Consider the following 25,316-nt stretch of genomic DNA (forward strand, 5'->3'; position numbering starts at 1 on the left):
GCCTATGGATGCGCAAAACCGCCCCCCTCACTAGCCGTCTTCCTTGTACAGCAAGAAAGTCACCCCGAAGAACATAGCCACGACAACCGGAACCCATGCAGCGACGACTGTGGGTACGAATCCCGCCACGCCGAATGCCTTGACCAGCACTGTCACGACATAAAGCAGAAACCCGGCCAGGACGCCACCCAGAATCATCGTCGCGGATTGTCCCATCCTCGCAAATCGCATCGACACCGTTGCGGCGATCAAAGTCATGGCGACGAGAAGGAACGGCAGCGCTACCAGTGAATCAAATTGCATGGCAAAGGCATTTGCCTTGAGGCCGAAGGAGCGGGCAACCTCGATCTTCCCGGGCAGATCGTAGAAGGGGATGGTTTCCGGGCGCGCCAGCCGCTCTTGCACGAACTCGGGCTTGAGATCGGTCGGTATGCGGTCGGTTGCCACCGCTTGGATGTTGCCGTCCCGGAACACCTTGACGTCCTGCAGTTCCCAGTAACCATCCCGCAAATAGGCGTGCGCCGCGTCCTTGCGTTCGACGATGTCGCCTTGCGGGTTGAGGACGAAGAAGGCGGCGTCGGCCATCTCCAGGCCCTGATTGAGGATGCCGCGCGCGCCGATGATGGTATCGCCGGAACTGGTTTTCTGCCGGATCCAGGGCTCGGCGTCAGCCGAGACGGTGTTCGACTTGCCAGAGCGGAGCTGGGTTTCGATTTTTTCGGACCAGGAAAACGCATACGCGGCGATCGGATTGATGACGCCGACCGACAACACCCCGAACAGCAGCGCCCCGATGCAGCACGGCAGCAGAAATTGCCATGCGGATACGCCGGCGGAACGCGCGATGACCAGTTCATACCTGCGATTAAGCGAGACCAGCGTCGCCATCGCCGAGAACAGGCCGACGAACGGCACCGTCTGCAGCATGATCATCGGCATTCGCAACCCTGAGATGGCAAACGCCGTGCCGTAGGTAAAACCCGGCAAGCCGGTCGTGCGGCCGGAAAGCTCGGTGAAGTCGATCAGGAACACAAGCGCCAGGAGGCCGATGAAGAACCAGATGGTGATCGTCACGTAGCGGAAGAAGAAGTATCTGCCCAGAGTCCAGCCCATTAGCGTGTCCAGCCCATCAGCCGGCCTCTTGGCCAGAAGCGCCGCGCCTGGCGAAGCGGAGCTTCAGGGCGCTCCAGCCGTCACCGAAGCGGCCGGCGAAATTCGTCATCCAGTCGGCCCAGGCGACCGGCAGCTCCATGGTCCGGTTGGAGACGATGAACCATGTCGCGACTGCGGACGCCACAATAGGAACGCCGTAGACCATATAGGCGTATTGCGGAATGTTGTCGGCCTTCCCAGCGGCAAAGAAACCGAGCCAGCGCACGAAAAGGGCAATTGCGATAGACGTGATCAGCGGATGAATGCGCGCCTCGCGATGGGAACGCGCGTCTCCCGCGACCGCAAGCGCGATCAGCGCGAAAACGAGTGAATAGGACCATTCGGAGAAACGCTGGTGGACCTCGGCCAGGTACTTGTTCGGCCTTTTCTGGAACATCTTGTCGTTCGGACTGGGATTGAGCAGGTACTGTGTCGTCCGGTCCTTCGGCAACAGCAATACCTCCGATGAGGCCGACATGAAGGCCGACAGGTCGAAGGCATAGGAGGTGAACCGGATGACCGAAAGATCGCCGGCCAGCGTTTTGCGATGGATGACGCCGTCGTTCATCATCAGCACCCTCTCGTCGCCGCTTTCGATGATGGCGCCGCTCTTGGCGTAGTAGACGAGGTTGACGCCTTCTTCGCGTGAATCGGCGACAAAAATGCCGCCAAGGCGGTTGTCCGGAAGCCGCTGGCCGATCTGCAGGAACAGGCCGTCGTCGATCTTGTGGAAGGTGCCTTCCTGGATGATGAGCGACAGAAGATCGGCGCGCGACGACGCCACCAGCTCGCGGTTTTTCTGTCGTGCATAGGGGTCGACGCCGTTGTCGACGGCGAACGAAAAAACACTGGCCGCCAGCGCCAGGAGCATGATCGGCCTGACGATGGTCCAGCGCGAAGCGCCGGCGGCGTTCAAGACGGCAAGCTCAGAATCGGAATTCATCGCGCTCAGTGTTTGCGCGACCGCGACCACCAGGGCGAAGGGCACGACGATCGGGACGATCGACGGAATGATCAGCGCAGCGACCTCGAAGAAGGTCAGCGCCGACTGCCCGCTGTCGGTCACGAGATCGATGCGGGCGAGCACCTGCGTCGTCCACACGATCGCCAGCGTCCAGATGAGCGCTGCGAGGAAGACCGCCAACGCACGACGCATGATGTAGCGTTCAACGACCTTCATGAAGGCTTTTCTCGATTTTGCCGAACGGCATCATGCCTCCAGACAAGGTAGTCGCCCGGCGACGCCTGCACAACCGGTCCGTTGGCGGTTCGATCTGGTTCCCGTCCCACATCGTTGTTTCCGGTGGCCGGAGTGTCGGCGGCATTGGATAAGAAAGGGCGAACATCAATGGTTAACAACAGGTTGCGGCAGTAAAGCGGGGCCGTGCCGCGACGAATCGCCATCGATTCCATCTGCCATATGGGATCGGATTCCGGCAAAGTCTTGCCAAATGCCGGAAAACGACCAAATGTCGCGCCGGTCACTGACATGGCCGCCGCGGCTGCGACAGGTACAGGCATGAAAGCAGAAGTAACAGAATTGCGCAGTAAAGCCGGCCAGGAATCGATTTTTCACGGTGCGGTCGTGATCGGCGCCAACACAATACGCAGCAGATCGCCAGGCAGGGGCGATGATTGAAAATGGGGGTGGTGCTTCCGGTCGGAAACAGCCAAATATCTGGTTCGTCAAGGCACTCCCCCGAAAACCCAACGCCTTTCCCGAAAGCAGGACATGATGACTTCGAGACCTTCGATCGCCTTTGCCAGGTTCGCAGTGCCCAAAAAAGGCAGCGTCTTCATGCTGGCGGCCAACGATGGCGGTCTCGGCGACGCGGCAAAGGCTTGCGATCCGGCAAAGACCCTGGAGCGGGCGTTTCCGGTGGCCGACTTTTCCGGCAAGTTCGCCGGTCTGGTCGAAGTGCTGGCGCCGGAGGGCACATCGCTCGACCGGCTGGTGGCGGTCGGCGCCGGAAAGGTCTCGGCGCTCGACGACTATGCCTGGCTCAAGCTTGGCGGCACCATCGCTGCATCCTTGCGCAAGGCGACGGAGGTGGCGGTCATGCTCGATCTGCCGGGTGCTGACGTCGGCGGCAGGCAAGCGGCACAGCTTGCCGCGGGCATTCTTCTGCGCAGCTATGCTTTCGACAAGTACAAGACGAAAAAGGACAATGGCGACGGCCAGCGCGACGGCAACAAGGCCGAGCCCAAAAAGCCGGTTAAGGTGACCATCCACACCGCCGATCCGGCGGCGGCGAAAAAGGCCTTCGCCGACGAGGTTGCGGTGATCGACGGGGTGCTCCTGGCGCGCGATCTGGTCAACGAACCGGCCAATATACTGGGGCCGGTGGAATTCGCCGCCCGCGTCAACGAACTGGAGGCGCTCGGCGTCGCGGTCGAGATCCTGGTCGAGAAGGAGATGAAGAAGCTCGGCATGGGCGCGCTGCTCGGCGTCGCACAAGGCTCGCCGCGTGGCGCGCGCCTGGCCGTCATGCGATGGAACGGCGGCAAGGCCAAGGACAGCCCGATTGCTTTCGTCGGTAAAGGCGTCACTTTCGACACCGGCGGCAATTCGATAAAGACGGCCTCCGGCATGGAGGACATGAAGGGCGACATGGGCGGCGCGGCCGCGGTGACCGGGCTGATGCACGCGCTGGCCGCGCGCAAGGCCAAGGCCAATGTCGTCGGCATCATCGGGCTGGTGGAAAATGCCGTCGACGGCCATGCGCAGCGCCCCGGCGACATCGTCACTTCGATGTCGGGCCAGACCATCGAGGTGCTCAACACCGACGCCGAAGGCCGCCTCGTTCTGGCCGATGCGCTGTGGTACTGCAGCGATCGCTTCCAGCCGAAATTCATGGTCAATCTGGCGACGCTGACCGGCGCCACCATGGTCGCGCTCGGCCAGCACTATGCCGGGCTGTTCTCCAACAATGACGAATTGGCGAACAGGCTGACGAGCGCCGGGCAGGCGACGCAGGAACGCGTGTGGCGGATGCCGCTCGGCACCGAATACGACAAGCTGATCGATTCGAAAAATGCCGACATGAAGAACATCGGCGGCCGCTATGGCGGTGCCATCATCGCGGCGCAGTTCCTGCAGCGCTTCGTCAGGGATACACCCTGGGCGCATCTCGACATCGCCGGCACCGCGATGGGTGCGCCGTCCAGCGAGATCAACCAGTCATGGGCCTCCGGCTTCGGCGTCAGGCTGCTCGACCGGCTGGTTCGCGACAACTACGAGGAGTGAGGCGCTTCAAGGCGCGATCATGGCCGACGTCCTGTTCTACCACCTGACCGAATCGACTCTGGAGGATGCGTTGCCCGGCCTGCTTGAGCGCAGTGTCGATCGCGGTTGGCGCGCCGTGGTACAGACCGGCTCCGAAGAACGGCGCGACGCGCTGGACCAGCATCTTTGGACCTTCAGGGACGATTCCTTCCTGGCGCATGCGACGGACCGCGAATCCTATCCGGCCGAGCAGCCGATCCTTTTGACAACCAGCCATGACAATCCGAACGAGGCGCAGATACGCTTCCTGGTTGACGGCGCGGTGCCGCCGAAGCTTGCCGGTTACGAGCGCGCCGTGTTCCTGTTCGACGGCCACGATGCGGCCCAGCTCGAGGCGGCGCGCACGCACTGGAAGACGATGAAGGAAGCCGGCCACGCAGTCACCTACTGGCAGCAGACCTCAGACCGGCGCTGGGAACGCAAGGCGTAGCAAATCCTGCCGCCTGGGCGATCAGCAACCTGGGGTTGCTACAACTGAAGTCGTTCAGCCAAGTCAATGAAGTCGCTGGCCACCAGGTCCCAGGCTTGATCAGGGTGCAGATCCGTGGTCTGCGCCACCCCGTGCTCGGTCGGACGCGGGACAAAGGCTGTTCGCAATCCGCATGCCCGAGCCGCTGCAAGGTCGTCATTGTGGGCGGCCACAAGACAAATCTCATCCGGCTTCATTGACAGGACGTCAGCGGTGCGAAGATAGGCTTCCGGCGCAGGCTTGTAGGCTCGCACGACTTCGGCGCCGAGGATTGCATCCCAGGGGATGCGACTCCGCTTCGCCATGTTGAGCATGAGGGCGATGTTGCCGTTCGAGAGCGGCGCGATGATATAGCGGGCCCTGAGCCGTGTAAGGCCGGCCACCACGTCCGGCCATGGCTCCAATCGGTGCCATGCCAGGTTCAGTTCGTCCAACTCGGACGCTGGCACCGAAGCCGGGTCGATCCCGAATTCTGGCAATATGGCTTCCAGATTCTCCCGATGCAGCACGTCGAGCCGTGTAAAGGGCCGCCGGCCGCTGCGCACCTCCTCCATCGCTGGAGAGTAACGGCGACGCCACGCATCCGCGAAAGCGGTAGGGATAGCGGATCCTGCTCCATGCCGCTTCAGGAACGGCTCAGCATCGCGCGCCACGCCGCTGCGCCAATCGACGACAGTGCCGAACACGTCGAATACCAACGCACGTACGCCATCCAATGCCATCACATTCGGCTCCTCGATCCCCACTATTTTTCCTTCGTCGCCTGCCTCGTTTTCCCTGCTGAGCGTCCCTACCGCGATCCTTAATTCGTAATTCCGCGAAGCTCTGGACAACTGCGAAAGGCGACCGGCACCACTATTCCAGAATGACGACGGCCTCCACCTCGAAGAGCATGGGGTCAATTGCAAGCTTGGGGACGGGAATCAGGGTCTGCGCCGGCAGCGCTTCACCGAACATTTTTTTGACGGTCTTGGTCAACACCTCGAGCTTGGACATATCGTGATCGACCACGAAGACGGTGAGCTTGGCGACCTGATCCGGCCTCGCACCGAGCGCATCGAGGGCGGTGCGCAAATTTGTGTAGGCCTGCTCAACCTGGACAGCGAAGTCGGGCGACAAGGCTCCCGTGCTGTCTTGGCCGCCCTGTCCGGACATGTAGGCCACCCGGGCTCCGCGCGGCGTGATCACCGCCGTGCTGTAGCCATTTGGCGACGGGTCGTAGAGGTTTTGTGGATTGACGATGGTCAGCTTGAGATCCTTCTCATTGGCTGTCGTGGCAGTGGGAACTCCCATGGTCATGATGATTAGCCCTTCGATAAGCAGATGCTTGATTGCGCGTGACATGATTTTCTCTTGGCTATGCGAGCAACGTACCCTCGCGGCCGGCATTATTGAACTTTAACCGTATCGCCCATACGATGACTCGTGCGACGTACGAGTCATCGTATGGTACGCCGTACGAGTCAATCGTTCAGATCGACATTCGTTCGCGTTGCCGGTCAAAATCGACGTTCTGAACAGCGAGGAAGACGGATGGCGGCCAAACGCAGCGGCCGGAGCAAACGAGGGATAAATGAGCGGCTCCAGCCCTTGCAGGAGCCGCGTAGTGAACCGCCGCTCTCTCGGGAACGTATCGTGGCGACCGCGGTGGAACTGCTTGACGCTCAAGGAGTCGACGGATTGACGATGCGTCGGCTGGCCGATCGCCTCGGCTCGGGCGTGATGAGCCTATATTGGCACGTCGACAACAAAGAGGATGTCTTTGATCTGGCGCTCGATTCGGTGCTTGAATATCGCGGACCGCCGCAAATAGCTCAAGACTGGCGCGGAGAAGTCGTTCATGTGCTCGAAGACTGGCGCGCCAGCATGCTACGCCACCCTTGGTCGGCAACGCTGTTGCCGCGCCGGGCGCTCGGCCCGAACATCCTCGGTCGCTTGGAACTGCTGAGCAAGACGTTGTCCAGAGCCGGCGTTGCGGACGCAGATGTGAACGTTGCGATATGGTCGCTCTGGAACTATGTGATGGGCGCCACCATTACCCGGGCGAGCTTCGACCTCTCGGACGACGACAGGGCCGCTGCGCAGCAGCGCCTTACACGTCTCAGCGAACGTTATCCGACAATCGAACGCTCTCGTCTGCTGTTGGACAATGATTGGGACGGCGCTTTCAGGAATGGCCTCGGCTTCCTGCTCGATGGCCTCTCTCCAAAATGAGGCTGAACGGTAGCTTTGGCTGAAAGCGACTGGCGCAAAATCGCCGATTAAAATCACAGTTTTGCAGCTGATTTTTGCAAGGTCGCAGAAGACGCGGCAACGTCCAAGGTTCGGCAATGGGTGTGAGCCGAAAATGCAACCTCTGCACTGCCGAGGCCACTTGACGAAAGGCCGGCGGCGCGCAAAACTGCTAAGATGTCAGACCAATTTTGGGCGTAGGTACCCATGCGTATGCGCGGCGAACTGCCCGGGGCACCTGCCACGCGTGTGGCAATCGCCACGCTCCCGCCGTTGGACCGCGGCAAACAAGTCATGGAAGCGCTGGCAGACTATGTCGAGCGCGCTGCGCTGAAGAGCGGTGACCGGCTTCCGACCGAACGCGAACTGATGGCCGCGCTTTCCGTGGGGCGTTCGACGATTCGCGAGGCGATGGGGCGTTTCGAAGCGCTCGGCGTCACCGAGACCCGCAAAGGCAGCGGCACCTATCTGCTCAAGCCGATATCCGCCGGCACGATCCATCTGCCGCTGTCGCTCAATACGGCTGAGCTGCGCGACGGTCTCTTGCATACCCTTGAGGTGCGCCGCGGCATCGAGGCCGAGGCAAGCATGGTTGCGGCGCGGCGGCGGACAGTCGACGATCTGCGGACGATCGAGGAAAAACTCATCGAGATGGAGCGCGTCCATCTCGCCACCGGCACGTCGGGGCCGGAAGACCTGGCCTTTCACCTAGCGGTCTACGATGCCACGCACAACCCGCTTTTCCGGCAGCTCCTGGGGCAGATGCGCGAAGCGTTCGAGCGCTTCTGGGACCATCCTTTCGACCGGCAGGATTTCGCGCGGCGATCGTTCCCGTATCACCGTGAGCTGTTCGATGCCATCGTCGCCGGGGACGCGGAGCTGGCGCGCGGAAAAACGCTGAAGATCCTCGAGATCGTGGAAGAGGATATCGAGGAAATGTCGAAATGAATGGCCCGGATTTTTTCGACCAGGCCTCGCTGATCGCCGCCCATGACGAGGGCAACGCCTTCGATGCCGTCGTCCCGCCGATCGTGCAGACCTCGCTCTTCACCTTCTCGAATTATGACGAGATGCTCGAAACATACCGCGGCGAAAAAGTGCGGCCGACCTACACGCGCGGGCTGAACCCGACTGTGCGCATGTTCGAGGAAATGCTGGCGAAGCTGGAGGGCGCCGAGGACGCGATCGGTTTTGCAAGCGGCATGTCCGCCATCTCATCGGCAGTGCTGAGCTTCATCGAACCGGGCGACCGCATTGTCGCGGTCAGGCATATCTACCCGGACGCGTTCAGACTGTTCGGGACGTTGCTCGCGCGCATGCGCATCGAGGTGACCTATGTCGACGGGCGCGACGAGGCGGCTGTCGCGAGCGCCCTGCCTGGCGCCAGGCTGTTCTATATGGAAAGCCCGACCAGCTGGGTCATGGAAACGCATGACATCGGCGCGCTCGCTGCGCTGGCAAAGTCCCGCGGCATCCCGACCATCATCGATAACAGCTGGGCCAGCCCGGTCTTTCAGCGGCCACTGTCGCTCGGCGTCGACGTTGTGGTCCACTCCGCATCCAAGTACCTGGGCGGCCACAGCGACGTGGTGGCCGGCGTGGTCGCGGGCTCGAAGGAATTGATCGGCCGCATCCGCGGCGAAGCCTATCCATATCTCGGCGGCAAGCTGTCGCCATTCGATGCCTGGCTCTTGATTCGCGGCTTGCGCACACTGCCGATTCGGATGCGCGCTCATCAGGCCTCCGGCCTCGAAATCGCACGGCGCCTGCGGGATCACCCAATCGTTGAGAGGGTCTGCCATCCAGGGTTGGCCAACCTGCTTCCCGCGGGGCTCACCGGCACGTCGGGCCTGTTCTCATTTGTCTTCCGCGACGGCATCGACATCCGCACCTTTGCCGACCGCCTCAAGCTGTTCAAGCTGGGCGTGTCGTGGGGCGGCCACGAAAGCCTCATTGTGCCCGGCGAGGTCGTGCTGCAGCAGAAGGCCCAACCCAATTCCGCGATGGCGTTCGGCGTCCATCCGCGGTCCGTGCGTCTCCATGTCGGCCTCGAGGGAACCGAGGCGCTGTGGAGTGACCTGGAAACGGCGATCGACGCCGCTTCCGAAGAAAAGACCTGAAGCAACCAGACAAGAAGGGAACGGAAAATGAAGAAGCTTCTTATCGCCGCATTCGCCACCGTACTGATGTCGGGTGCTGCACTCGCCGACACGACGCTGAAGCTCGTGGAGGTGATCACCAGCCCCGAGCGTACCGAAACCCTGAAGTCGATCGTCGCCAAATTCGAGGCGGCCAACCCGGGCACCAAGGTCGAGGTGATCTCGCTGCCCTGGGGCGAGGCGTTCCAGAAATTCGCGACCATGGTGTCTGCCGGCGAAATCCCCGACGTCATGGAGATGCCGGACACCTGGCTGTCGCTCTATGCCAACAACGGCCTTCTCGAAAGCCTCGAACCCTATCTTGCCAAATGGGAGCACACCTCGGGCCTCACCGATCGCGCGCTCGAACTCGGCCGCGACGTGAACAACACCGCCTATATGCTGCCCTACGGCTTCTATCTGCGGGCGATGTTCTACAACAAGAAGCTGTTCAAGGAGGCTGGTGTCACCGAGCCGCCCAAGACAATGGACGAGTTCGTGGCGGCATCGGAGAAAGTATCCAAGCTTCCAGGCAAATATGGCTACTGCCTGCGCGGCGGGCCGGGTGGCCTCAACGGCTGGATCATGTTCGGCGCAACCATGGCCGGCTCCAACGAGTTCTTCAATGAGGACGGCACCTCGACCATGAACAGCGAGGGCTGGGTCAGGGGACTGACCTGGGTCGTCGATCTGTACAAGAAGGGATTGGCGCCGAAGGACAGCGTCAACTGGGGTTTTAACGAAATCGTCGCCGGATTCTACACCGGCACCTGCGCAATGCTTGATCAGGATCCAGACGCGCTGATCGCGATAGCCGAGCGGATGAAGCCGGAAGACTACGGCGTCACGACCATGCCGAAGGGGCCGAGCGGCAAGACGTTCCCGACCATCGGCTATGCCGGTTGGTCGATGATGGCGGCCAGCCAGTACAAGGACCTCTCCTGGAAGCTGATCGAAACGCTCGAAGGGCCCGAGGGCAATGTCGAATGGAACAAGCGCACCGGAGCGCTGCCGGTCCACAAGTCGGCCGAAAAGGATCCCTTCTACGCAAGCGAGCAGTTCAAGGGCTGGTTCGCTGAACTCGAGGACAAGGATGCGGTGCCAACGGTTATGCCGACCTATCTCGAGGAGTTCGCGTTCTTCAAGGACTCGATGGTCATCAAGACCAGTCAACAGGCACTCCTTGGCGATATCACGCCAGAGGAAATGGCCAACCAGTGGGCCGACTATCTGACCAAGGCGCAGCAGAAATACCTGGCCAAGAAATAAACGGCGGACGCCAGGCATCGGAGCCGCCCATCGCGGGTGGCTCCGATACGTCTCGTCCATGGTCAATTGGAAGGAGGGTCGATTGGAAGGATGGTCGATTGGACGGATGGTCGATTGGACGGATGGCCAATGGGAGCGAAAGCGTTAGCTGATGGTTTTTGACGCCACCGCCGGGTTCCCCGAATCGCGCCGCCGGTCGCTGGTCGACCGGATCACGCGCCACGCCGAGCCATATCTTTACACCGCCCCGGCGCTGATTCTGATCGTCACCATCATGCTGGCGCCGCTAGTGCTAGGCCTGTCCTACGCCTTCCGCGACGTGCACTTGCTCAATCCCTTCTCCGGCGGGTATGTCGGGCTCGATCATTTTCGCACCCTTTATGACGACGACAATTTCTATCGGGCGCTGCGCAACACGCTGTGGTGGACCGGCGCGTCCGTCTTGCTGCAATTCGTGTTCGGCCTGATCCTGGCGCTGTTGCTCGACCGGCCGTTCGCCGGCCGCGCCATAGCGCAGGCGCTGGTGTTCCTGCCCTGGGCGGTACCGACTTTCCTCACCGGGCTCAACTGGGCGTGGCTGTTCAACCCCGTCATCGGACCGCTGCCGCACTGGCTTTATGCGCTCGGCCTCATGAATGAACCGGCCAACATCCTTTCCAATCCGCAGCTTGCCATGTGGGGACCGATCATCGCCAACGTCTGGTGGGGCATTCCCTTCTTCGCCATCACGCTGCTGGCCGCGCTCCAGGCCATCCCGCGCGACCTCTACGAGGCGGCGGCGATCGACGGCGCCGGGGCATTCAGGCGGTTCACGTCGATCACCTTGCCGTTCCTTGCGCCGACCATTGCGATCACCGTGCTGTTGCGCACCGTCTGGATCTCGAACTTCGCCGACCTGATCATCGTCATGACCAGCGGCGGGCCTGCCGACCGCACCCAGATCGTCGCGAGCTACATCTTCACGCAAGCCTTCAGGGCCCTGGATTTCGGCTATGCCTCGGCCATTGCGCTGGTGCTGCTCGTCCTGTTGCTCGCCTATTCGATGCTGATCGTCATGCTGCGGCAAGTCCTGATGGATCGGGCCTGATCGGGATGACCAGATGAACAGCTATTCGACCTTCGGCACAGCGCTGCACCGCCTGGCGATCCTCTTCTACGTCCTCTTTGCACTGTTCCCGCTGTTCTGGCTGTTGAAAGTATCGGTCACGCCGAACGACCTGCTCTATTCCGAGGGCGTGCGCATGTGGCCGTCACGGATGAGCTTTGAACATTTCCGCTTCGTGCTGGCCCATAGCGCATTCCCGGTCTTCTTCAGGAACAGCATGATCGTTGCCGGCGCGACGGCCGTGATCGTGACGCTGCTTGCGTCTCTCTCCGGCTATGCGCTGTCGCGCTTCACCTTCCGCGGCAAATACTGGCTGGTCGCGCTGATGCTGCTCACCCAGATGTTTCCATTGGTGATGCTGGTCGCGCCGATCTTCAAGATGCTCTCGCCACTCGGGCTGACCAACAGCCTGACCGGGCTGGTCGTCGTCTACACCGCCTTCAACATCCCCTTCGCGACGTTCCTGATGCAGTCGTTTTTCGACGGCATTCCCAAGGAGTTGGAGGAGGCGGCCAAGATCGATGGCGCCACGCAGTTCATGGCGTTTCGCCAGATCGTCCTGCCGCTGACGCTGCCCGGCATCGCGGCGACGCTGGGTTTTGTATTCACCGCCGCATGGAGCGAACTGCTGTTCGCGCTGATGCTGATTTCGGGCAACAGCGCCGCCACGTTTCCGGTCGGTCTGCTCACCTTCGTGTCGAAGTTTTCGGTCGATTTCGGGCAGATGATGGCGGCCGGCGTGCTGGCGCTGATCCCGGCCTGCCTCTTCTTCCTGTTCATCCAGCGCTATCTGGTCCAGGGCCTGACGGCCGGCGCGGTCAAGGGCTGAGTGAGGTTCCATGGCATCGATCGACATCCGCAACGTCCGCAAGAATTTCGGCGTCGTCTCCGTGCTGCATGGCGTCGACCTGTCGATAGAGAACGGCGAGTTCGTGGTGCTGGTGGGGCCGTCGGGCTGCGGCAAGAGCACGCTGCTGCGCATGATCGCCGGGCTCGAGGAGGTGACCGAAGGTGAGATCCGGATCGACGGCATGCGCGTCAATGAGCGGGCGCCCAAGGACCGCGACATCGCCATGGTGTTCCAGTCCTACGCGCTCTATCCGCACATGAATGTTGCCGAGAACATGAGCTACGGCCTGCGCATCCGCAAGGCTGCCCGCGAGAAGATCACGGCCGCCGTCAGCAATGCAGCCAGGAAGCTTGAGCTGCAGCCGCTGCTTGCGCGGCGGCCGAAGGCACTGTCGGGCGGTCAGCGTCAGCGCGTGGCGATGGGCCGCGCGATCGTGCGACAGCCCAAGGCATTCCTGTTCGACGAGCCGCTGTCCAATCTCGATGCGCGCTTGCGTGAGCAGATGCGGGCAGAGATCAAGAAGCTGCACCGCGATCTCGGCGCGACCTCGATCTATGTCACTCACGACCAGATCGAGGCGATGACACTGGCCGACCGGATCGTCGCCATGCATGAGGGCGTGGTGCAGCAGGTCGGTAGCCCGCTGGAGCTTTACGACCGCCCTGCCAACCTGTTCGTCGCCGGCTTCATCGGATCGCCGGCGATGAATTTTCTGTCGGCGCGCTATGAGGTCGGCGCAGGCACGGCCGGCGCACGATTGCCTGACGGAACGCTGATTGGGCTTTCGTCAGCCTATCAACTCGAGGAGGGCGCGGCGGTGACGCTCGGCATCCGGCCGGAGCATGTCGAGATGTCGCCGGCATCGGAGAGCAGCCTGAGGGCGACGGTCGACCTGATCGAGCCGACCGGCTTCGGCATCATCCTGCATCTCGGCCTGCATGGCCTGCCATTCAACGTCTTCACGCTGGACAGGGCGGCGCTGACGGCTGGCCCGACGGTGACGGTGGCTTTCCCGCCGCAACATCTGCATTTGTTCGACGAGACTGGAATGCGCGCATTGGAAACGAGCCTCCAGCAGGGGAAGGGCTGATCGTCCTTATCGGGCGCTCAGATCATTCGGATTCTCCCACCGGTTCCCACCTTTGGGTCCGATGCTATTGTCTATCTTGGCACCGCCGAATTCGATACGACATTTGATCTCGGCCTCGACATGGCTTTGGGACGGGATGGAACGCGCCACGGCGGCGCTAGACCATGACTCCGAACCGAATGTCAGCGAAACAAAAGTGGGAACCGATTTTCGGACGAGATCATGGTCAAACAAAAGCAGGCAAGGTAGTCGAGCGCATGCGCTTTCTGTTTCTTCTGATCCTGCTCGCCGGCATCGGCATCGGCGTCGTCTATCCCTGGGCGATGACCAATTTCTCCGGCCGTGAGATCGGCACCTGGCGGGTTTACGAACAGGGCCGGTTCAAGCCGGCGACGGTGCCTCTGGCCGCTCGCGACGCGCCGGTGCGGGTGCTGGTCGACCTCACCGCGAGAACCGAACGCGTCGTCGTCTCGCAACACCGCACCGTGCTGACGCTGACCGCCGCCACCGGCGGCAGGACCGTGCTCGCCTCGACGCTGCAATTCAACCATTCGGAAAATCCGCGCCAGGTCAGCCCGCAACTGCCGGACAAGATCTTTCGCGACGAAGCCGGCCTGATCGCGAAGGTCATCCCCGGCCCGTACCTCTTCACCATCGGCCCGGGCGACGTCGAAGGCATCGAGATGCGGGCGGTGGACCTCGTGCTGCGTTCCGGGGTCGGCGAGATCGATCGCCGGGCGCGGCCGGTCGGCTTCTCGCTGATAGCGGCCGGCCTGATCGGGCTGCTGTTGGCGTTGCGTTTCGGCGGCCGCCGGCCGCAAAATCCGAACTCGCAGCCGCCACCGCCACGCTGGGGCAGGGGCTCGAACTAGATCGTGAATTACCGCCACGCCTATCACGCCGGAAACTTCGCCGATGTCATCAAGCATGTCGTGCTGAGCCGGCTCGTCGAATATCTGAAGCAGAAGGACAAGGCCTTTCGCGTCATCGACACCCATGCCGGCATCGGCCGCTACGACCTATCGTCGACTGAAGCGCAAAAGACCGGCGAATGGCAAGGCGGTATCGGCCGACTGGTCGATGCCGCGCTTGACGCACCGGCGGCGGCGCTACTGGCGCCTTATCTGGAAGCCGTCCGTTCGCTCAATCCTGAAGGCGGCGTGAAAAAATATCCGGGCTCACCGCTGATCGCGCGTCATCTCATGCGCAAGCAGGACCGGCTGTCGGCGATCGAGTTGCATCGCCAGGACGCCGCGAAGCTGAGGGCGCTGTTCCAAGGCGATTTCCAGACCCGGGTGATCGAGCTCGACGGCTGGCTGGCCCTCGGCGCGCATCTGCCGCCGAAGGAAAAGCGCGGCCTCGTGCTGGTCGATCCGCCCTTCGAGGAGGAGGGCGAATTCGACCGCCTCGTCGATGGGCTGTGCAAAGCCCACAAGCGCTGGCCCGGCGGCGTCTATGCGTTATGGTATCCGGTCAAGGACCGCAAGGCGGTCGCCGCATTCCGCAAGGCACTGGCGCAGTCAGGTGTCCCGAAGCTGCTCGACATCGGCTTCGAGATCAGGCCGCCGTCGGCCGAGCCCAGCCTTGACGGCAGCGGCATGGTGGTGGTCAACCCGCCGTTCACGCTGGAAGGCGAATTGCGCACGCTGCTGCCGGCTTTGCACAATTTGCTTGTCATTGAAAAACCGGCGCATTGGACGCTGGAATGGCTGGCGGCGTAGGGCGGCAGAGCTATCCGCGCGCCTGTCCTGGTTGAAGGCGATTTCAAACTAGGAAACCATTGTCGCTACAACCGCTTGACCGCGCGCAAGCGAATCCGCACAGTGCGCGCAGTCGACCATAAGAGGCTGCCATGACTCGCTTCGCCCAATCCGCCCTTGCCGCACTGATAGCGCTTTGCACGCCGCTCGGCACGCCCCTCTCTGTCACCCAGCCAGCAAAGGCGGCCGACCTTGCCGTCTATACCGAAGAAGACAGCGGCGTTTGCGGTGAGGCCTGGGTGCTGAACAAGATCACCAGCCGCTTCTCCTACCAGGTGCACCACGTGCCGAATCTGCCCGACGTCGCGATTGTCGATTTCCAGGGCATCCACCAGAATCGCTATCTGCCAGCCAACGAAACCTGGCCGATCGGCCGCCGCTATTGCGGCGCCACCGTCAGCCTGTCCGACGGCCACGCCCGCACCATCTGGTATCTGATCGAGGAAGGGCAGGGCTTTGCCTCGATCGGCGATAATGTCGAATTCTGCGTCGCGGGCTTCGACCGCTGGATGGTCTACAACGGCCGCTGCCGCGTCCTGCGTTGAACGCGTTTGCCGGGCTGCTCCGCCTCATCGATGATGGCGCGAAGGAAGGCGGCGTGACCGCGAAAGGCGCGCCGTCCGACTGACGTCGCCTTGACCCGCGTCTGCGGTCGACGTCCGACAAACAGCTTTTCGACATCGACATAGCCCGCCGTGGCAAGCGTATCGATATGCGCGCCGAGATTGCCGTCGGTCGCATTGACGATGAGTTTCAATCGGGTGAATTCCAGCGCTTCGCGCCGTCCCAGAGAATTCAGCGCCGCCATGATCCTGAGCCGCACGCTCTGGTGGATGATTTCGTCGGCAGCCATTATCGGGCCTGCTGTGGTGTCCGGCGTTCAGTCTCACTGATCTGGGACAGCGCCGCCCGATATTGCGCGAATGACATGCGCTCTTCCAGATGATTCAGAATACTCTGCCAAATAGAGTAATCTGTCAACTGCGGACAAATCATGGCAGCGGAATTGCCGCGCTTTGCTTTTGCAGCTTGTGTAGATCGCCTGCTAGAACAAGAAGATGAGATCGATGAAGCAGCCGTCATGGTGGTGTCGGTCGACGATCAACGAACAAAAAAGGCTTGCTAAGCTTCAGCGCTTTGTAGTGGGATTGGTTCCGGCAAAGCGCGCAGAATGTCTGTCGCAAACCGTCCGCAAAGATCGAAGAGCAGCAACGGCATTTTGCGAAATCAGCACGAGCGTGTGTCGCCTGTAACCAAAACTTAAACTGAAAAAATCATGATGATGCTTCGCTGGCTAGACAAGCGCGAGTCAGATATGCATTACGCGCCGGGTCATTAACGGCCGTCGGCACAACTAAGGGGCATGATATGGCTAAACAGTCATCCAAAGCGCCGGCATCCAAGTCACCGGCAAAGCAGGCACCGGCAAAGAAAGCACCAGTAAAGGCAGTGGCGGCAAAGGCCGCAGCCGCTGTGAAGAAAGCAGCACCTGCTGCCAAGCCGAAGGCCGCCGCGGCCAAGGCAAAAGCAGCGCCCGCCAAGAAGCCGGCTGCGAAGGCTGCGGCAAAACCGGCAGTGAAGAAAGCAGCACCGGCCAAGGCCGCGCCCGCCAAGGCAAAAGCAGCGCCGGCCAAGAAGCCGGCTGCAAAGGCCGCGGCCAAGCCCGCAGCGAAGAAAGCTGCGCCTGCCAAGACTGCACCCGCAAAGAAGGCTGCGCCGGCAAAGAAAGCGGCGGCAGCGAAGTCTTCGGTAGCGGTGAAGAAAGCAGCGCCTGCGGCCAAACCAAAGGCGAAGGCCGCGACCGCGAAGGCCAAGAAGTAATCGCGCTTCTTCGCTCGCGGAGGACAGTGCTGAGGACGGTTGAGGGCGGGTGCCGGATAGGCGCCTCGCTCGCAGGGTCAGTGCTCGGGCAGCAACAGAGGCGGAGGGAAGACAGCTTTTCGCAGCTCCCAGGACTTCGCCTTATGGCGAAGTCCGGTGGGGCATTTCTCTGTGCCCGGAGAGAAATTCTTGGTGCAAGACCAAGTTGGCTCGGTTTCGAACCCGTCTGACCTGTTCAGATGCTCTCAGGCTGGCACTGTACCGCTCATCTGCCTGCGGATCGTGGAAGAGGACGGTCGTTCGCTGTGGCGCCCGGTTTTTCCGCCTGTGGGCTGTTGATCATGTCGGGATGTCCGGCCAACAGTGTCGCGGAAATGGATCATACGCAAATTCAAAGTGCTACAGCGGCCTTTGCGCGTCCATGCTCTGTACTCGGCAAACAGGAACCCGATCATGCCCAGACTGCTCTACGCGTCCACGTCACCCTATAGTTCGAAAGTGCGCATGGCCGCGCTTTATGCCGGCATCGCCGTCGAGCTCGTGCCGATAAAAACCGAAGACAAACCGGCTGATCTGATCGACGCCAATCCACTCGGCAAGATCCCGGTGCTGGTGCTCGACGACGGCCGCTCGATCCACGATAGCCGCGCCATTACCCAGCATCTCAACCGCATGTCGAAGAACGCGCTGTTTCCGCGCAATCCCGACAAGCGCCTCGAGGCGGAAGTGCTTGAAGCGCTGGCCGACGGCATCTGCGACTGCGCGCTGTCGATGGTCTATGAGCGGCGCACGCGCCCCGAAGACATGGTCTACCAACCGTGGCTCGACCGCCAGTGGGCCAAGATCACCAACGCGCTCGATCTGCTCAACGCCAATCCGCCAAAGCTGCCAAAGAAGATCACCGCCGGCCAGCTGGCGCTGCGCGCCTGCCTTGGCTATCTCTCACTGCGCTTTGCCGGAAAATGGGAAAAGGGCCGCAGCAGGCTGGTCCGCTGGGCAACGCGATTCGACGAGAAGTTTCCCGAGCTGAAGCCAGCGGTTCCGGCTTGAGGGCAGGGTTTTTTCGGCATTAGAGCTTGGCGACGGCCAATCTCCCTACAAGGGGGGATCGGCGGTTCCTCTACCACACTCCTTACAATGAGTTTGTTGCCTTCCCGTACAAAGTTCTCGAAACTCGCGAGATCCTGGGCTAGAGAGGGCTGCCAGGAGCCCGTGTGAAAAACCCTGAGATGGATAACACCGACGATATCGGTCCGAATGGCGGGCGCAGTGCCCTGTTCACGCGGCCCGGCGATAGCTCGGTGGCGGCTCGGCCTCTGCGCCAGCGCAAGGCGCTGCTGTCCTCCTCGATGGTCGGCTCGACGAATCGCGGCCGCGTGCTGCAGGCTCTGTTCGATCTCGGGCCTACCAGCCGTGCCGAGCTGGCGCGGCTTGCCGGCGTCAACCGCACCACCATTTCCGGCATCGTGCAGCCGCTGATCGACGACCAGGTGCTGGTGGAGAGCGACCCTATCCCGGCCAATCCCGGCGGCGGCAAGCCGGCGCGGCCGCTGTGGTTCTCGCCCAATGCCCGTCCGATCTGCGGCGTGCTGCTGATGCCTGACGCCGTCCATGCCTGCGTAGCGACGCTCGACGGCAATATCGAATCGGAACGCAAGATGGCGCTGCCGGACGGCAAGGGGCCGATCGGGCCGATCATCGAGACGATCGCCGAATGCGTCGGCGACACGCTGGCCAAGGCACGACGCACGCCCTTCGGCATCGGTGTTGCCGTCGGCGGCATGGTCGATACGGATCGCGGATCGATCGTCACTATCAATCTCGCGCCGGCGCTCGACCGCTATCCGCTCGCCGACGAGCTTGGTCGGCGTTTCGGCCTGCCTGTCAAGCTCGACCACCATCCGCGCGCCTTGCTGGTCGGCGACCGCTGGTTCGGCGCCGGGCGCGGCGTCAGGCAGTTTGCGGTCGTTTACACCGGCGAGGTTCTGGGCGGCGCGCTCTATTTCGACGGCCACCTCTACCGCGGCACGGCAGGCGCTGGGGGCGAACTCGGCCACACCTTTGTACAGCTCGACGGCGAGCTCTGCCGCTGTGGCAGGCGCGGCTGCTGGGACACCATCGCCACGTTGAGCTGGCTCAGGCGCGAGGCCGCCGGCGCGGCCCTGCCGGAGCCCGAACTGATCGATTCGACACGTCTCGTCGACATGGCGGCGCGCCGATTGCCGGGGGCGGCCGAGCTGCTCGATCGCTATGCACGCAACGTCGCCGTCGGCATCGCCAATCTGCAGCAGACGGTGGCGCCCAACATCTTCATCCTGCATGGCGATGTCGTGCTCGGCGGCGACCGTCTGCTGGGCGCGATAGCGGATCATGTCCGTGCCATGGTTCCCGCGCGCCCGGGTGGCGCGATCGAGCTCATCGCTGGCGATGCAGGCGATGGGGCCGCGCTTTTGGGCGCCGCCGGACTGGTGATCTCCGAACTGCTGCAGCTTCCGATCTAGGCCCACCTTCTCCCACAAGAAGCACAAGGAGAAGGGGAAGCCAATGCCACGTCTACTACCCTGCTAGCCCTGGATAGCTTTGGAACCAGGGCTGCATGCGTTCGAATCGCGCTGCCATGGCCAGCACGCTCTCGTCGGCGTGCCGCTGCCCGATGATCTGCAGGCCGACCGGCAGGCCCTGTGCTGTCAGGCCGGCTGGAACCGAGATCGCGGGATGGCCGGTGTAGTTGATCGGGTAGGTCATGCACCAGCCGATCAACGGATCGACCGCTTCGCCACCGATCGATGTCGGCCCGATCGTGTTGCCGTCGGTGGCGTTCCTGACCGGCGGAATGGCCAGCGTTGGCGAGACGATCAGGTCATGGGTCTCGAACACATCCTCGAGGCCGTCATGGACGCCGGTGCGCAAACGATCGTCGAGCGCATGGTCGACGGCGGACACCTTGTAGGCGCCTTCCAGCATGGCGCGGAATTGCGGGGTCAGCACCGCGGCGTGCTCGCCCATCAGGTCGATACCTTCCTGTTTCCAGTACACGGCGATTGCCGCATAGTGGATCGAGATTGTGCGCACCCAGAGCGCCGCCAGTTCCTCGTGGTCGGCTTTGAAATCGAGCTCGACCTCATCGACGTCGACGCCGTGCTGCCGCATGACCTCGACCGCGCTGGCAATGACAGCGGCGACCTCAGCGTCGACCGGAAAGTTGCCGAGGCGCGGGCTGTAGGCGACGCGCAGCTTCCGTGCCGGGGCTTGCACGGAGCCGACATAGTCCACGCCATCATTGGGCAGGCTGAACGGGTCGCGGCTGTGCGGCCCGGCCATGATCTTGGTCATCAGCGCGGCGTCCGCCACGGTGCGGGCAAGCGGTCCAATATGGACAAGCGGATGCCCCCACAGGAACCCGTCGGGGCGCGTCACCGAAGGGATGCGACCGAAGGAGGGCTTGAAGCCGACGGTGCCGCTGAACGAGGCCGGGATGCGCACCGAGCCGCCGCCATCCGTGCCTTGCGCCAGCGCCGCCATGCCGTCGGCCACTGCTGCCGCGCTGCCGCCCGACGAGCCGCCGGAATTATAGCCGGTCGCCCATGGCGTGCTGGTCGGCCCGAAGCGCAAATTGTCGGTGATGCCCTTGTGGCCGAACTCCGGCGTGTTGGTCTTGCCGAGCACGATGGCGCCGGCATTGAGCAGGCGCTCGACCGCTGCCGCGCTGTTTTTCGGGACCCGGTCCTGCACCGCCAGCGACGCCATTGAGGTCGGCACCCCGGCGACGTCGTCGAGATCCTTGATGCCGACCGGCACGCCATGCAGCGGGCCGAGAGGGCCGCCGGTCATCACCGCCTTCTCGGCGCCACGCGCGGCGTCCATCGCCTGGTCGCCGAGAACTAGCGTGTAGGCGTTGACGACCGGGTTGCGCGCTTCTATGCGGCGCAGATAGGCCTCGGTCACCTCGACCGGCGACACGTCGCGGCGCCGGATGCGTGCGGCCAGTTCCGTGGCCGGCAGGAAACAGAGCTGCGTCAGGTCGTCGGCAGAAGTCATGAAAGCCATTCCGTCTTGTTGGGTTCTATTTGATGAACACTGGATTTGCGGAGCCGCCCGTTCCCTTGCTCACTTTCGCCGGGCTGGCGCAGTAGAAGCCTTCGTAACGGCGGTCTAAGGCGCAGTCGGTGGCCAGCGCGTCGAGCGACGCCATTTCGGTGAACACGACGCCCAGATTGCGCATCAGCGCCGCGTGCAGCACCAGCATCAGCCCGGTCTCGGGCTCGTAGGTTGTCTCATTGGCCAGCGTGTCGGTGACCAGGCAAGGGATCTGCATCTCATCGAACCAGCGCACGAGGTCGAGGCTGAAGGTCAGGCCGGGCTCCCAATATCCTTCACCGATCGCCTGGTGTCCCGCGGCCAGCGCGCCGACCCAGCCGGTGCGGACGAGAAGAATGCTGCGCGGCAGGATGTCGACGCCTTGCGCCTGCGCGCATTCCATCAGGTCGCAATGGGTGAACGTCTCGGCACGATCCAGCGTCGGTTTGCCGCGGAAGCGGGCCATGTCTAGCAGCACGCCGCGGCCGACGATGCCGCGCTCGGCGATCGGCATGATGCCGGCCTTGGTCATACCGCCGTTGGTGCTGCTTGCGGCAAAGCCGTTCCACAGCGTGTCGTCGAACCACATGTGGCCGAGCGCGTCGCAATGCGTGCCGGCCTGTGCGAAACCGGTGATATAGTCGTCGGCGAATTCGAGCCCGCCGGCGAGCGGCTGCCAATGGCCGTTCTCGAAACCGGCCTTGTCGGCGACCATGAAATGCTTCGCCGGCCAGCGGCCGGGAAACACGGCGTCGCCTTCCTGGGTCGCGACCGGCACGCCGAGCGTGAAGGTGCGGCCGTGCCGCACCGTGGCCAGGCCGCGCTTGACCTCGTCTGATGTCAGATAGTTGAGCGCACCGATCTCGTCGTCGGCGCCCCAATGGCCCCAGCGATTGGGCGCATCGGCCAGCAGCCGTCGCAGCGTTATCGTGTCGGGCCCGCTCATGCTCCCGATTCCGTGGTCGCTGGACGGGGTGTCATCGGCTCCTTGGCGCCGGTGATGTAGGCGACGACGTCTTCCATACTGGTGGCGGAACTCGCGAGGTCGGCGGCTTTGCGGCCCCTGCGCATCACCACCACGCGGTTGCACACCTGCCAGAGGTGATCGAGATTGTGCGTGACCATGACGATCGTCAGCCCTTGGGCACCGAGCCGCTTGATGAGATCGAGCACCTCGCGGGATTCGCGCACGCCTAGCGCCGCCGTCGGTTCGTCCAGCAGCAGCAACTTATGGCCCCAGAAGGCGCCGCGCGCGATCGCCACCAATTGGCGCTGGCCGCCAGACATGCGGTCGACCGGCTTGCTGCGTATGCCGGGGATGTCGATGTTGAGTTCCTCGAGGCCCCGCATCGCGGTATCGCCCATCGATTTGCGGCGGATCCAGCGCAATAGCGCCGGACCGCGGCCAAACGCGATCTCGCGGCCGAGGAAAAAGTTCTCGGCCGCGGTGAAGGTGCCGATCAGCGACAGGTCCTGATAGACCGTCTCGATGCCGAGGCGTTGCGCCTCGGCCGGTGGCGACAATTTTTGCGGCCGGCCTTCGAGGATGACATCGCCGGAAGTCGGATCGTGGGCGCCGGCCAGGACCTTGATCAGCGTCGACTTGCCGGCACCATTGTCGCCGACGAGGCCGATGACGTCGCCTTTGGCGATGTCCAGCGAAACATTGTCGAGCGCCTGTATACCGCCGAAGCTGCGGCTAATCCGGCGCAGGCCGAGCAGCATAGCCTGGGCCATCCTAACCCCTCCCGTAGCGGCGGCCGATGCCGCCGAGCGCCACGGCGACAACGAGCAGGCAGCCGGTGAACAGGAACTGGGTGAAGATCGGCGCGCCGATCATGGCCAGACCATTGTTGCCGACGGCGACCGTCAGCACGCCGATCAAGGTGCCGAGGATGTGGAACTGACCCTCCCTGAGCGCCGCCGAACCGAGGAAGGCGGCCGAGAACGAAGTCAGCATGAAGCCGTCACCGGCCGTCACCTGTCCGGACCCTAGATTGGAAGCCATCAGCACGCCGCCTATTGCTGCGCACGTGCTGGCGATGGCGAAGGCGACGATGCGGCTGCGGTCGACGGCGACGCCGGCGCGGCGCGCCGATTCCGGGCTGACGCCGATCGCCTTGATATGCTGGCCCTGCACCGTGCGGTTGAGGATCATCCACAGCAGCACCAATACGAAGGCCATGATGATGACCAGATGCGGCACCCCGGCGATCCGGCCGATGGCGATGTTGGTGAATTCGCGCGACTGGGTGAGCTGCAGCGGAATCCCGCCCGAATAGGCGTAGTTCAGTCCGACGACGATCGTGCCGGTGCCAAGCGTGGCGATGAAGGCGTTCACGCCGATCTTGGAAACGACGATACCGTTGACAATACCGATGATGGTGCCGAGGCCGACGACGAGGACGATGGCGAGCGGGATCGGCAGCCCGCTGCTGCTCAATAGGCCGACCACGAGCAGCCCGGAGAAACTCGCGACATAGCCGATGCTGAGATCGAAATCGCCGGCCACGAGCGGCACGGTGAGGCCGGCCGCGACGATGGTGCCGATCGCCATGTCATTGATGATGTTGCGGAAATTTCCGATTGTTGCGAAGGTCGCCGGCTGCAGCACCGAGAAGATCAGCAGCATCGATGCCAGCACGATGATGGTGCCGTAGGTCCCGAGAAGGCGCATCAGCAGCGCGCGCCGATCGCGGGCGCTGGGCGATGGATACAAGGCATGCGTTGTCGATGAAACACGAGGCGTGTCTGCCGGAACGGGAGTTTCGGGCAGGGAATGGTCAGCGGACATCGCGGCTCTCATGATGGGGCTCCGATCCGGCCGGGCAAGCCTGGCCGGATCGTCAATCTACAGAAGCTCACTGCGGATTGTTCTTCATGAACTGGTCGACATTGTCCTTGGTGACGAGCGTGTAGCCCGGCACGAAGGATTTAGGCTGCCACTGGTCGCCGGCCGACAAGATGTCGGGGATCTGGTCGATCAGCATCTTGCCGGCCGAAGTCAGGTCGACGCCGAGCGTGGCGGTCATCGTCCCGTCCTTGACCGCCTGGACGGCGGGCGCCGTGGCGTTGAACGAATAGACCTTCACGTCGCTGCGGCCATTCTGCTTCAGCGCCGCGATCGCCCCCATGGCGTTGTCGTCATAGCAGTTGAAGATGGCGAACGGCCCTTTGGCGTTGGCATTGGCGGCGAGCCAGGCGCTGGTCGCGGCCTGCGAGGATTCGGCGGCGCCTGGGATGCTGATCTCGTGCGAGGTCGCCTTGAGCCCCGGATTCGCCTTGACCGCCGCATCGAAGGCGTCGGCGCGCTCCCGGCACGGAATGCCGGGGTGATAGGTGAGGTTGAGCAGGGTCCCCGTGTTGCCGATGTCCTTCAGCATCAAGTCGAGCAGCGGCGGCGCGGCACCGGTGCTTGCCGACAGCGCGATACCGTCGGCCATGCCGCCGCCGGCCGAAAGCACCGGAATCTTTGCGTCCGCTGCGGCCTGGAGCCCGGCAGCGAGGCCAGTCGAATCGAATACGGTGACAATGATGGCGTTCACCTTCTTGGTCGCCAGCTGCTTGATGCTGGTGATCGCCTGCGAAGGATCGCCATTGGCATTGAGCGTTTCCACCGTCCAGCCTTTGGACCGGGCTTCCTTGGTCATGGTGTCGACCATCTGGTTGGTGTCGACATCGGAGGTCGAGAAGGTGACGATGCCGATCGTCAGCTTGTCATCAGCGGCAAGCGCCGCCGGTACGAAGGATGCCGCGACGAGCCCCGCGGCGGAGAATTTCTGAAAGCGGTTCACATGCATTCCCCTTTTGACCGAGTGTTCCTGTCCACAGCTGACCTTCTCAGCCTCGGCTGAACGGGTCGTCACAGATCGAAATGTTTGTTCGTGCGAGCCACGTACTAACTATAATCATAAGCCTTGATAGGGAGCAACGGCTAATTTGGTTGGGGTTAGGAAGGAAGACGGAGCGCGGCGAGTTGTCGCGGAAAGAGGGTGGACGTCAAAAAGGGCAGACGTCGCCCAAAGGCAAAAAAAAGCCGGGCACGAGGCCCGGCTTTTTCGTGTCGT

General features: G+C 62.7%; 27 protein-coding genes. 15 read left to right on the forward strand and 12 right to left on the reverse strand.

Features of this window, described 5'->3' with window-relative positions; genetic code table 11:
* Nucleotides 1-30: 30 nt before the first annotated feature.
* From lptG to AC0L2R_RS15645, 3 genes are read right to left on the reverse strand one after another with little or no spacing between them, the layout of a single operon-like run.
* Nucleotides 31-1,113, reverse strand: coding sequence for an LPS export ABC transporter permease LptG (gene lptG, locus AC0L2R_RS15635; RefSeq protein WP_473510017.1), 1,083 nt, complete (start codon nt 1,111-1,113; stop codon nt 31-33).
* A 16-nt stretch (nt 1,114-1,129) separates the two neighbouring features.
* Entirely contained in the window at nt 1,130-2,332 is a 1,203-nt protein-coding gene (gene lptF / locus AC0L2R_RS15640) for an LPS export ABC transporter permease LptF (RefSeq protein ID WP_473510019.1), read from the reverse strand.
* Entirely contained in the window at nt 2,329-2,637 is a 309-nt protein-coding gene (locus AC0L2R_RS15645) for a hypothetical protein (protein ID WP_128169248.1), read from the reverse strand. Before AC0L2R_RS15645 ends, lptF begins: the two co-directional genes overlap by 4 nt.
* Before the next feature lie 250 nt (nt 2,638-2,887).
* On the opposite strand from AC0L2R_RS15645, the gene AC0L2R_RS15650 reads away from it, so the two are divergent.
* Complete coding sequence (locus tag AC0L2R_RS15650) at nt 2,888-4,399, forward strand: leucyl aminopeptidase (RefSeq protein ID WP_027152660.1); 1,512 nt, start codon at nt 2,888-2,890, stop codon at nt 4,397-4,399.
* A gap of 19 nt (nt 4,400-4,418) precedes the next feature.
* A complete protein-coding gene (locus tag AC0L2R_RS15655; protein ID WP_473510020.1) occupies nt 4,419-4,868 on the forward strand; it encodes a DNA polymerase III subunit chi in 450 nt (149 codons plus the stop codon).
* Between the two features lie 38 nt (nt 4,869-4,906).
* Here AC0L2R_RS15655 and AC0L2R_RS15660 read toward each other — a convergent pair whose 3' ends face one another.
* Together AC0L2R_RS15660 and AC0L2R_RS15665 are read right to left on the reverse strand one after the other, a co-directional pair.
* Complete coding sequence (locus AC0L2R_RS15660; RefSeq protein WP_473510021.1) at nt 4,907-5,629, reverse strand: haloacid dehalogenase type II; 723 nt, start codon at nt 5,627-5,629, stop codon at nt 4,907-4,909.
* Between the two features lie 133 nt (nt 5,630-5,762).
* Entirely contained in the window at nt 5,763-6,251 is a 489-nt protein-coding gene (locus tag AC0L2R_RS15665) for a RidA family protein (RefSeq protein ID WP_473510023.1), read from the reverse strand.
* Between the two features lie 189 nt (nt 6,252-6,440).
* Between AC0L2R_RS15665 and AC0L2R_RS15670 the strand changes: the two genes are divergently transcribed.
* The 10 genes from AC0L2R_RS15670 to AC0L2R_RS15715 all read left to right on the forward strand — a co-directional run bounded on the left by AC0L2R_RS15670 (nt 6,441) and on the right by AC0L2R_RS15715 (nt 15,896).
* Nucleotides 6,441-7,121, forward strand: coding sequence for a TetR/AcrR family transcriptional regulator (locus tag AC0L2R_RS15670; protein ID WP_473510024.1), 681 nt, complete (start codon nt 6,441-6,443; stop codon nt 7,119-7,121).
* Between the two features lie 231 nt (nt 7,122-7,352).
* Complete coding sequence (locus tag AC0L2R_RS15675; RefSeq protein WP_091590567.1) at nt 7,353-8,087, forward strand: FadR/GntR family transcriptional regulator; 735 nt, start codon at nt 7,353-7,355, stop codon at nt 8,085-8,087.
* A complete protein-coding gene (locus tag AC0L2R_RS15680; RefSeq protein ID WP_473510026.1) occupies nt 8,084-9,259 on the forward strand; it encodes a PLP-dependent transferase in 1,176 nt (391 codons plus the stop codon). The genes AC0L2R_RS15675 and AC0L2R_RS15680 overlap by 4 nt, the downstream gene beginning before the upstream one ends.
* A gap of 27 nt (nt 9,260-9,286) precedes the next feature.
* Nucleotides 9,287-10,546 carry an ABC transporter substrate-binding protein gene (locus AC0L2R_RS15685; RefSeq protein ID WP_473510027.1) on the forward strand — a complete coding sequence of 420 codons (1,260 nt, stop codon included), beginning with the start codon at nt 9,287-9,289 and terminating at the stop codon, nt 10,544-10,546.
* Between the two features lie 151 nt (nt 10,547-10,697).
* Nucleotides 10,698-11,633 (forward strand): carbohydrate ABC transporter permease, encoded by a 936-nt coding sequence (locus AC0L2R_RS15690; protein WP_027152651.1) that lies wholly within the window; start codon nt 10,698-10,700, stop codon nt 11,631-11,633.
* A 13-nt stretch (nt 11,634-11,646) separates the two neighbouring features.
* Nucleotides 11,647-12,480, forward strand: coding sequence for a carbohydrate ABC transporter permease (locus AC0L2R_RS15695; RefSeq protein WP_473510029.1), 834 nt, complete (start codon nt 11,647-11,649; stop codon nt 12,478-12,480).
* Between the two features lie 10 nt (nt 12,481-12,490).
* Nucleotides 12,491-13,591, forward strand: a complete 1,101-nt coding sequence (locus AC0L2R_RS15700) for an ABC transporter ATP-binding protein (RefSeq protein ID WP_473510031.1) — start codon at nt 12,491-12,493, stop codon at nt 13,589-13,591.
* Nucleotides 13,592-13,848: 257 nt separating this feature from the next.
* A complete protein-coding gene (locus AC0L2R_RS15705; protein WP_473510033.1) occupies nt 13,849-14,463 on the forward strand; it encodes a hypothetical protein in 615 nt (204 codons plus the stop codon).
* A 3-nt stretch (nt 14,464-14,466) separates the two neighbouring features.
* A complete protein-coding gene (locus AC0L2R_RS15710; RefSeq protein WP_473510035.1) occupies nt 14,467-15,312 on the forward strand; it encodes a 23S rRNA (adenine(2030)-N(6))-methyltransferase RlmJ in 846 nt (281 codons plus the stop codon).
* A 131-nt stretch (nt 15,313-15,443) separates the two neighbouring features.
* Nucleotides 15,444-15,896, forward strand: a complete 453-nt coding sequence (locus AC0L2R_RS15715; RefSeq protein ID WP_473510036.1) for a hypothetical protein — start codon at nt 15,444-15,446, stop codon at nt 15,894-15,896.
* Here AC0L2R_RS15715 and AC0L2R_RS15720 read toward each other — a convergent pair.
* Nucleotides 15,866-16,204, reverse strand: a complete 339-nt coding sequence (locus AC0L2R_RS15720; RefSeq protein ID WP_473510038.1) for a transcriptional regulator — start codon at nt 16,202-16,204, stop codon at nt 15,866-15,868. The genes AC0L2R_RS15715 and AC0L2R_RS15720 overlap by 31 nt on opposite strands.
* A 141-nt stretch (nt 16,205-16,345) precedes the next feature.
* Here AC0L2R_RS15720 and AC0L2R_RS15725 point away from each other — a divergent pair, with 141 nt between their 5' ends.
* Nucleotides 16,346-16,477, forward strand: a complete 132-nt coding sequence (locus AC0L2R_RS15725) for a hypothetical protein (RefSeq protein WP_268931698.1) — start codon at nt 16,346-16,348, stop codon at nt 16,475-16,477.
* 148 nt (nt 16,478-16,625) lie between these two features.
* Here the strand turns inward: AC0L2R_RS15725 and AC0L2R_RS15730 are convergent, their stop codons facing one another.
* Nucleotides 16,626-17,165, reverse strand: a complete 540-nt coding sequence (locus tag AC0L2R_RS15730; RefSeq protein WP_236473184.1) for a hypothetical protein — start codon at nt 17,163-17,165, stop codon at nt 16,626-16,628.
* A gap of 460 nt (nt 17,166-17,625) precedes the next feature.
* Here AC0L2R_RS15730 and AC0L2R_RS15735 point away from each other — a divergent pair, with 460 nt between their 5' ends.
* Both AC0L2R_RS15735 and AC0L2R_RS15740 read left to right on the forward strand, forming a co-directional pair.
* Complete coding sequence (locus AC0L2R_RS15735) at nt 17,626-18,222, forward strand: glutathione S-transferase family protein (RefSeq protein WP_473510040.1); 597 nt, start codon at nt 17,626-17,628, stop codon at nt 18,220-18,222.
* A gap of 179 nt (nt 18,223-18,401) precedes the next feature.
* Entirely contained in the window at nt 18,402-19,673 is a 1,272-nt protein-coding gene (locus AC0L2R_RS15740; RefSeq protein ID WP_473510089.1) for an ROK family protein, read from the forward strand.
* A gap of 55 nt (nt 19,674-19,728) precedes the next feature.
* On the opposite strand, the gene AC0L2R_RS15745 is transcribed toward AC0L2R_RS15740, so the two are convergent.
* The 5 genes from AC0L2R_RS15745 to AC0L2R_RS15765 all read right to left on the reverse strand — a co-directional run bounded on the left by AC0L2R_RS15745 (nt 19,729) and on the right by AC0L2R_RS15765 (nt 25,043).
* A complete protein-coding gene (locus AC0L2R_RS15745; protein WP_473510042.1) occupies nt 19,729-21,210 on the reverse strand; it encodes an amidase in 1,482 nt (493 codons plus the stop codon).
* Nucleotides 21,211-21,235: 25 nt separating this feature from the next.
* Nucleotides 21,236-22,195, reverse strand: coding sequence for a cyclase family protein (locus AC0L2R_RS15750; protein WP_473510043.1), 960 nt, complete (start codon nt 22,193-22,195; stop codon nt 21,236-21,238).
* On the reverse strand, nt 22,192-22,986 hold the full coding sequence (locus AC0L2R_RS15755; RefSeq protein WP_473510045.1) for an ATP-binding cassette domain-containing protein: 795 nt from the start codon (nt 22,984-22,986) through the stop codon (nt 22,192-22,194). Before AC0L2R_RS15755 ends, AC0L2R_RS15750 begins: the two co-directional genes overlap by 4 nt.
* Before the next feature lies 1 nt (nt 22,987).
* Entirely contained in the window at nt 22,988-23,926 is a 939-nt protein-coding gene (locus AC0L2R_RS15760; protein WP_473510047.1) for an ABC transporter permease, read from the reverse strand.
* A gap of 184 nt (nt 23,927-24,110) precedes the next feature.
* Entirely contained in the window at nt 24,111-25,043 is a 933-nt protein-coding gene (locus AC0L2R_RS15765) for a sugar ABC transporter substrate-binding protein (protein ID WP_473510049.1), read from the reverse strand.
* Between the last annotated feature and the right edge of the window lie 273 nt (nt 25,044-25,316).

Source organism: Mesorhizobium sp. WSM4820 (genome assembly GCF_055811075.1).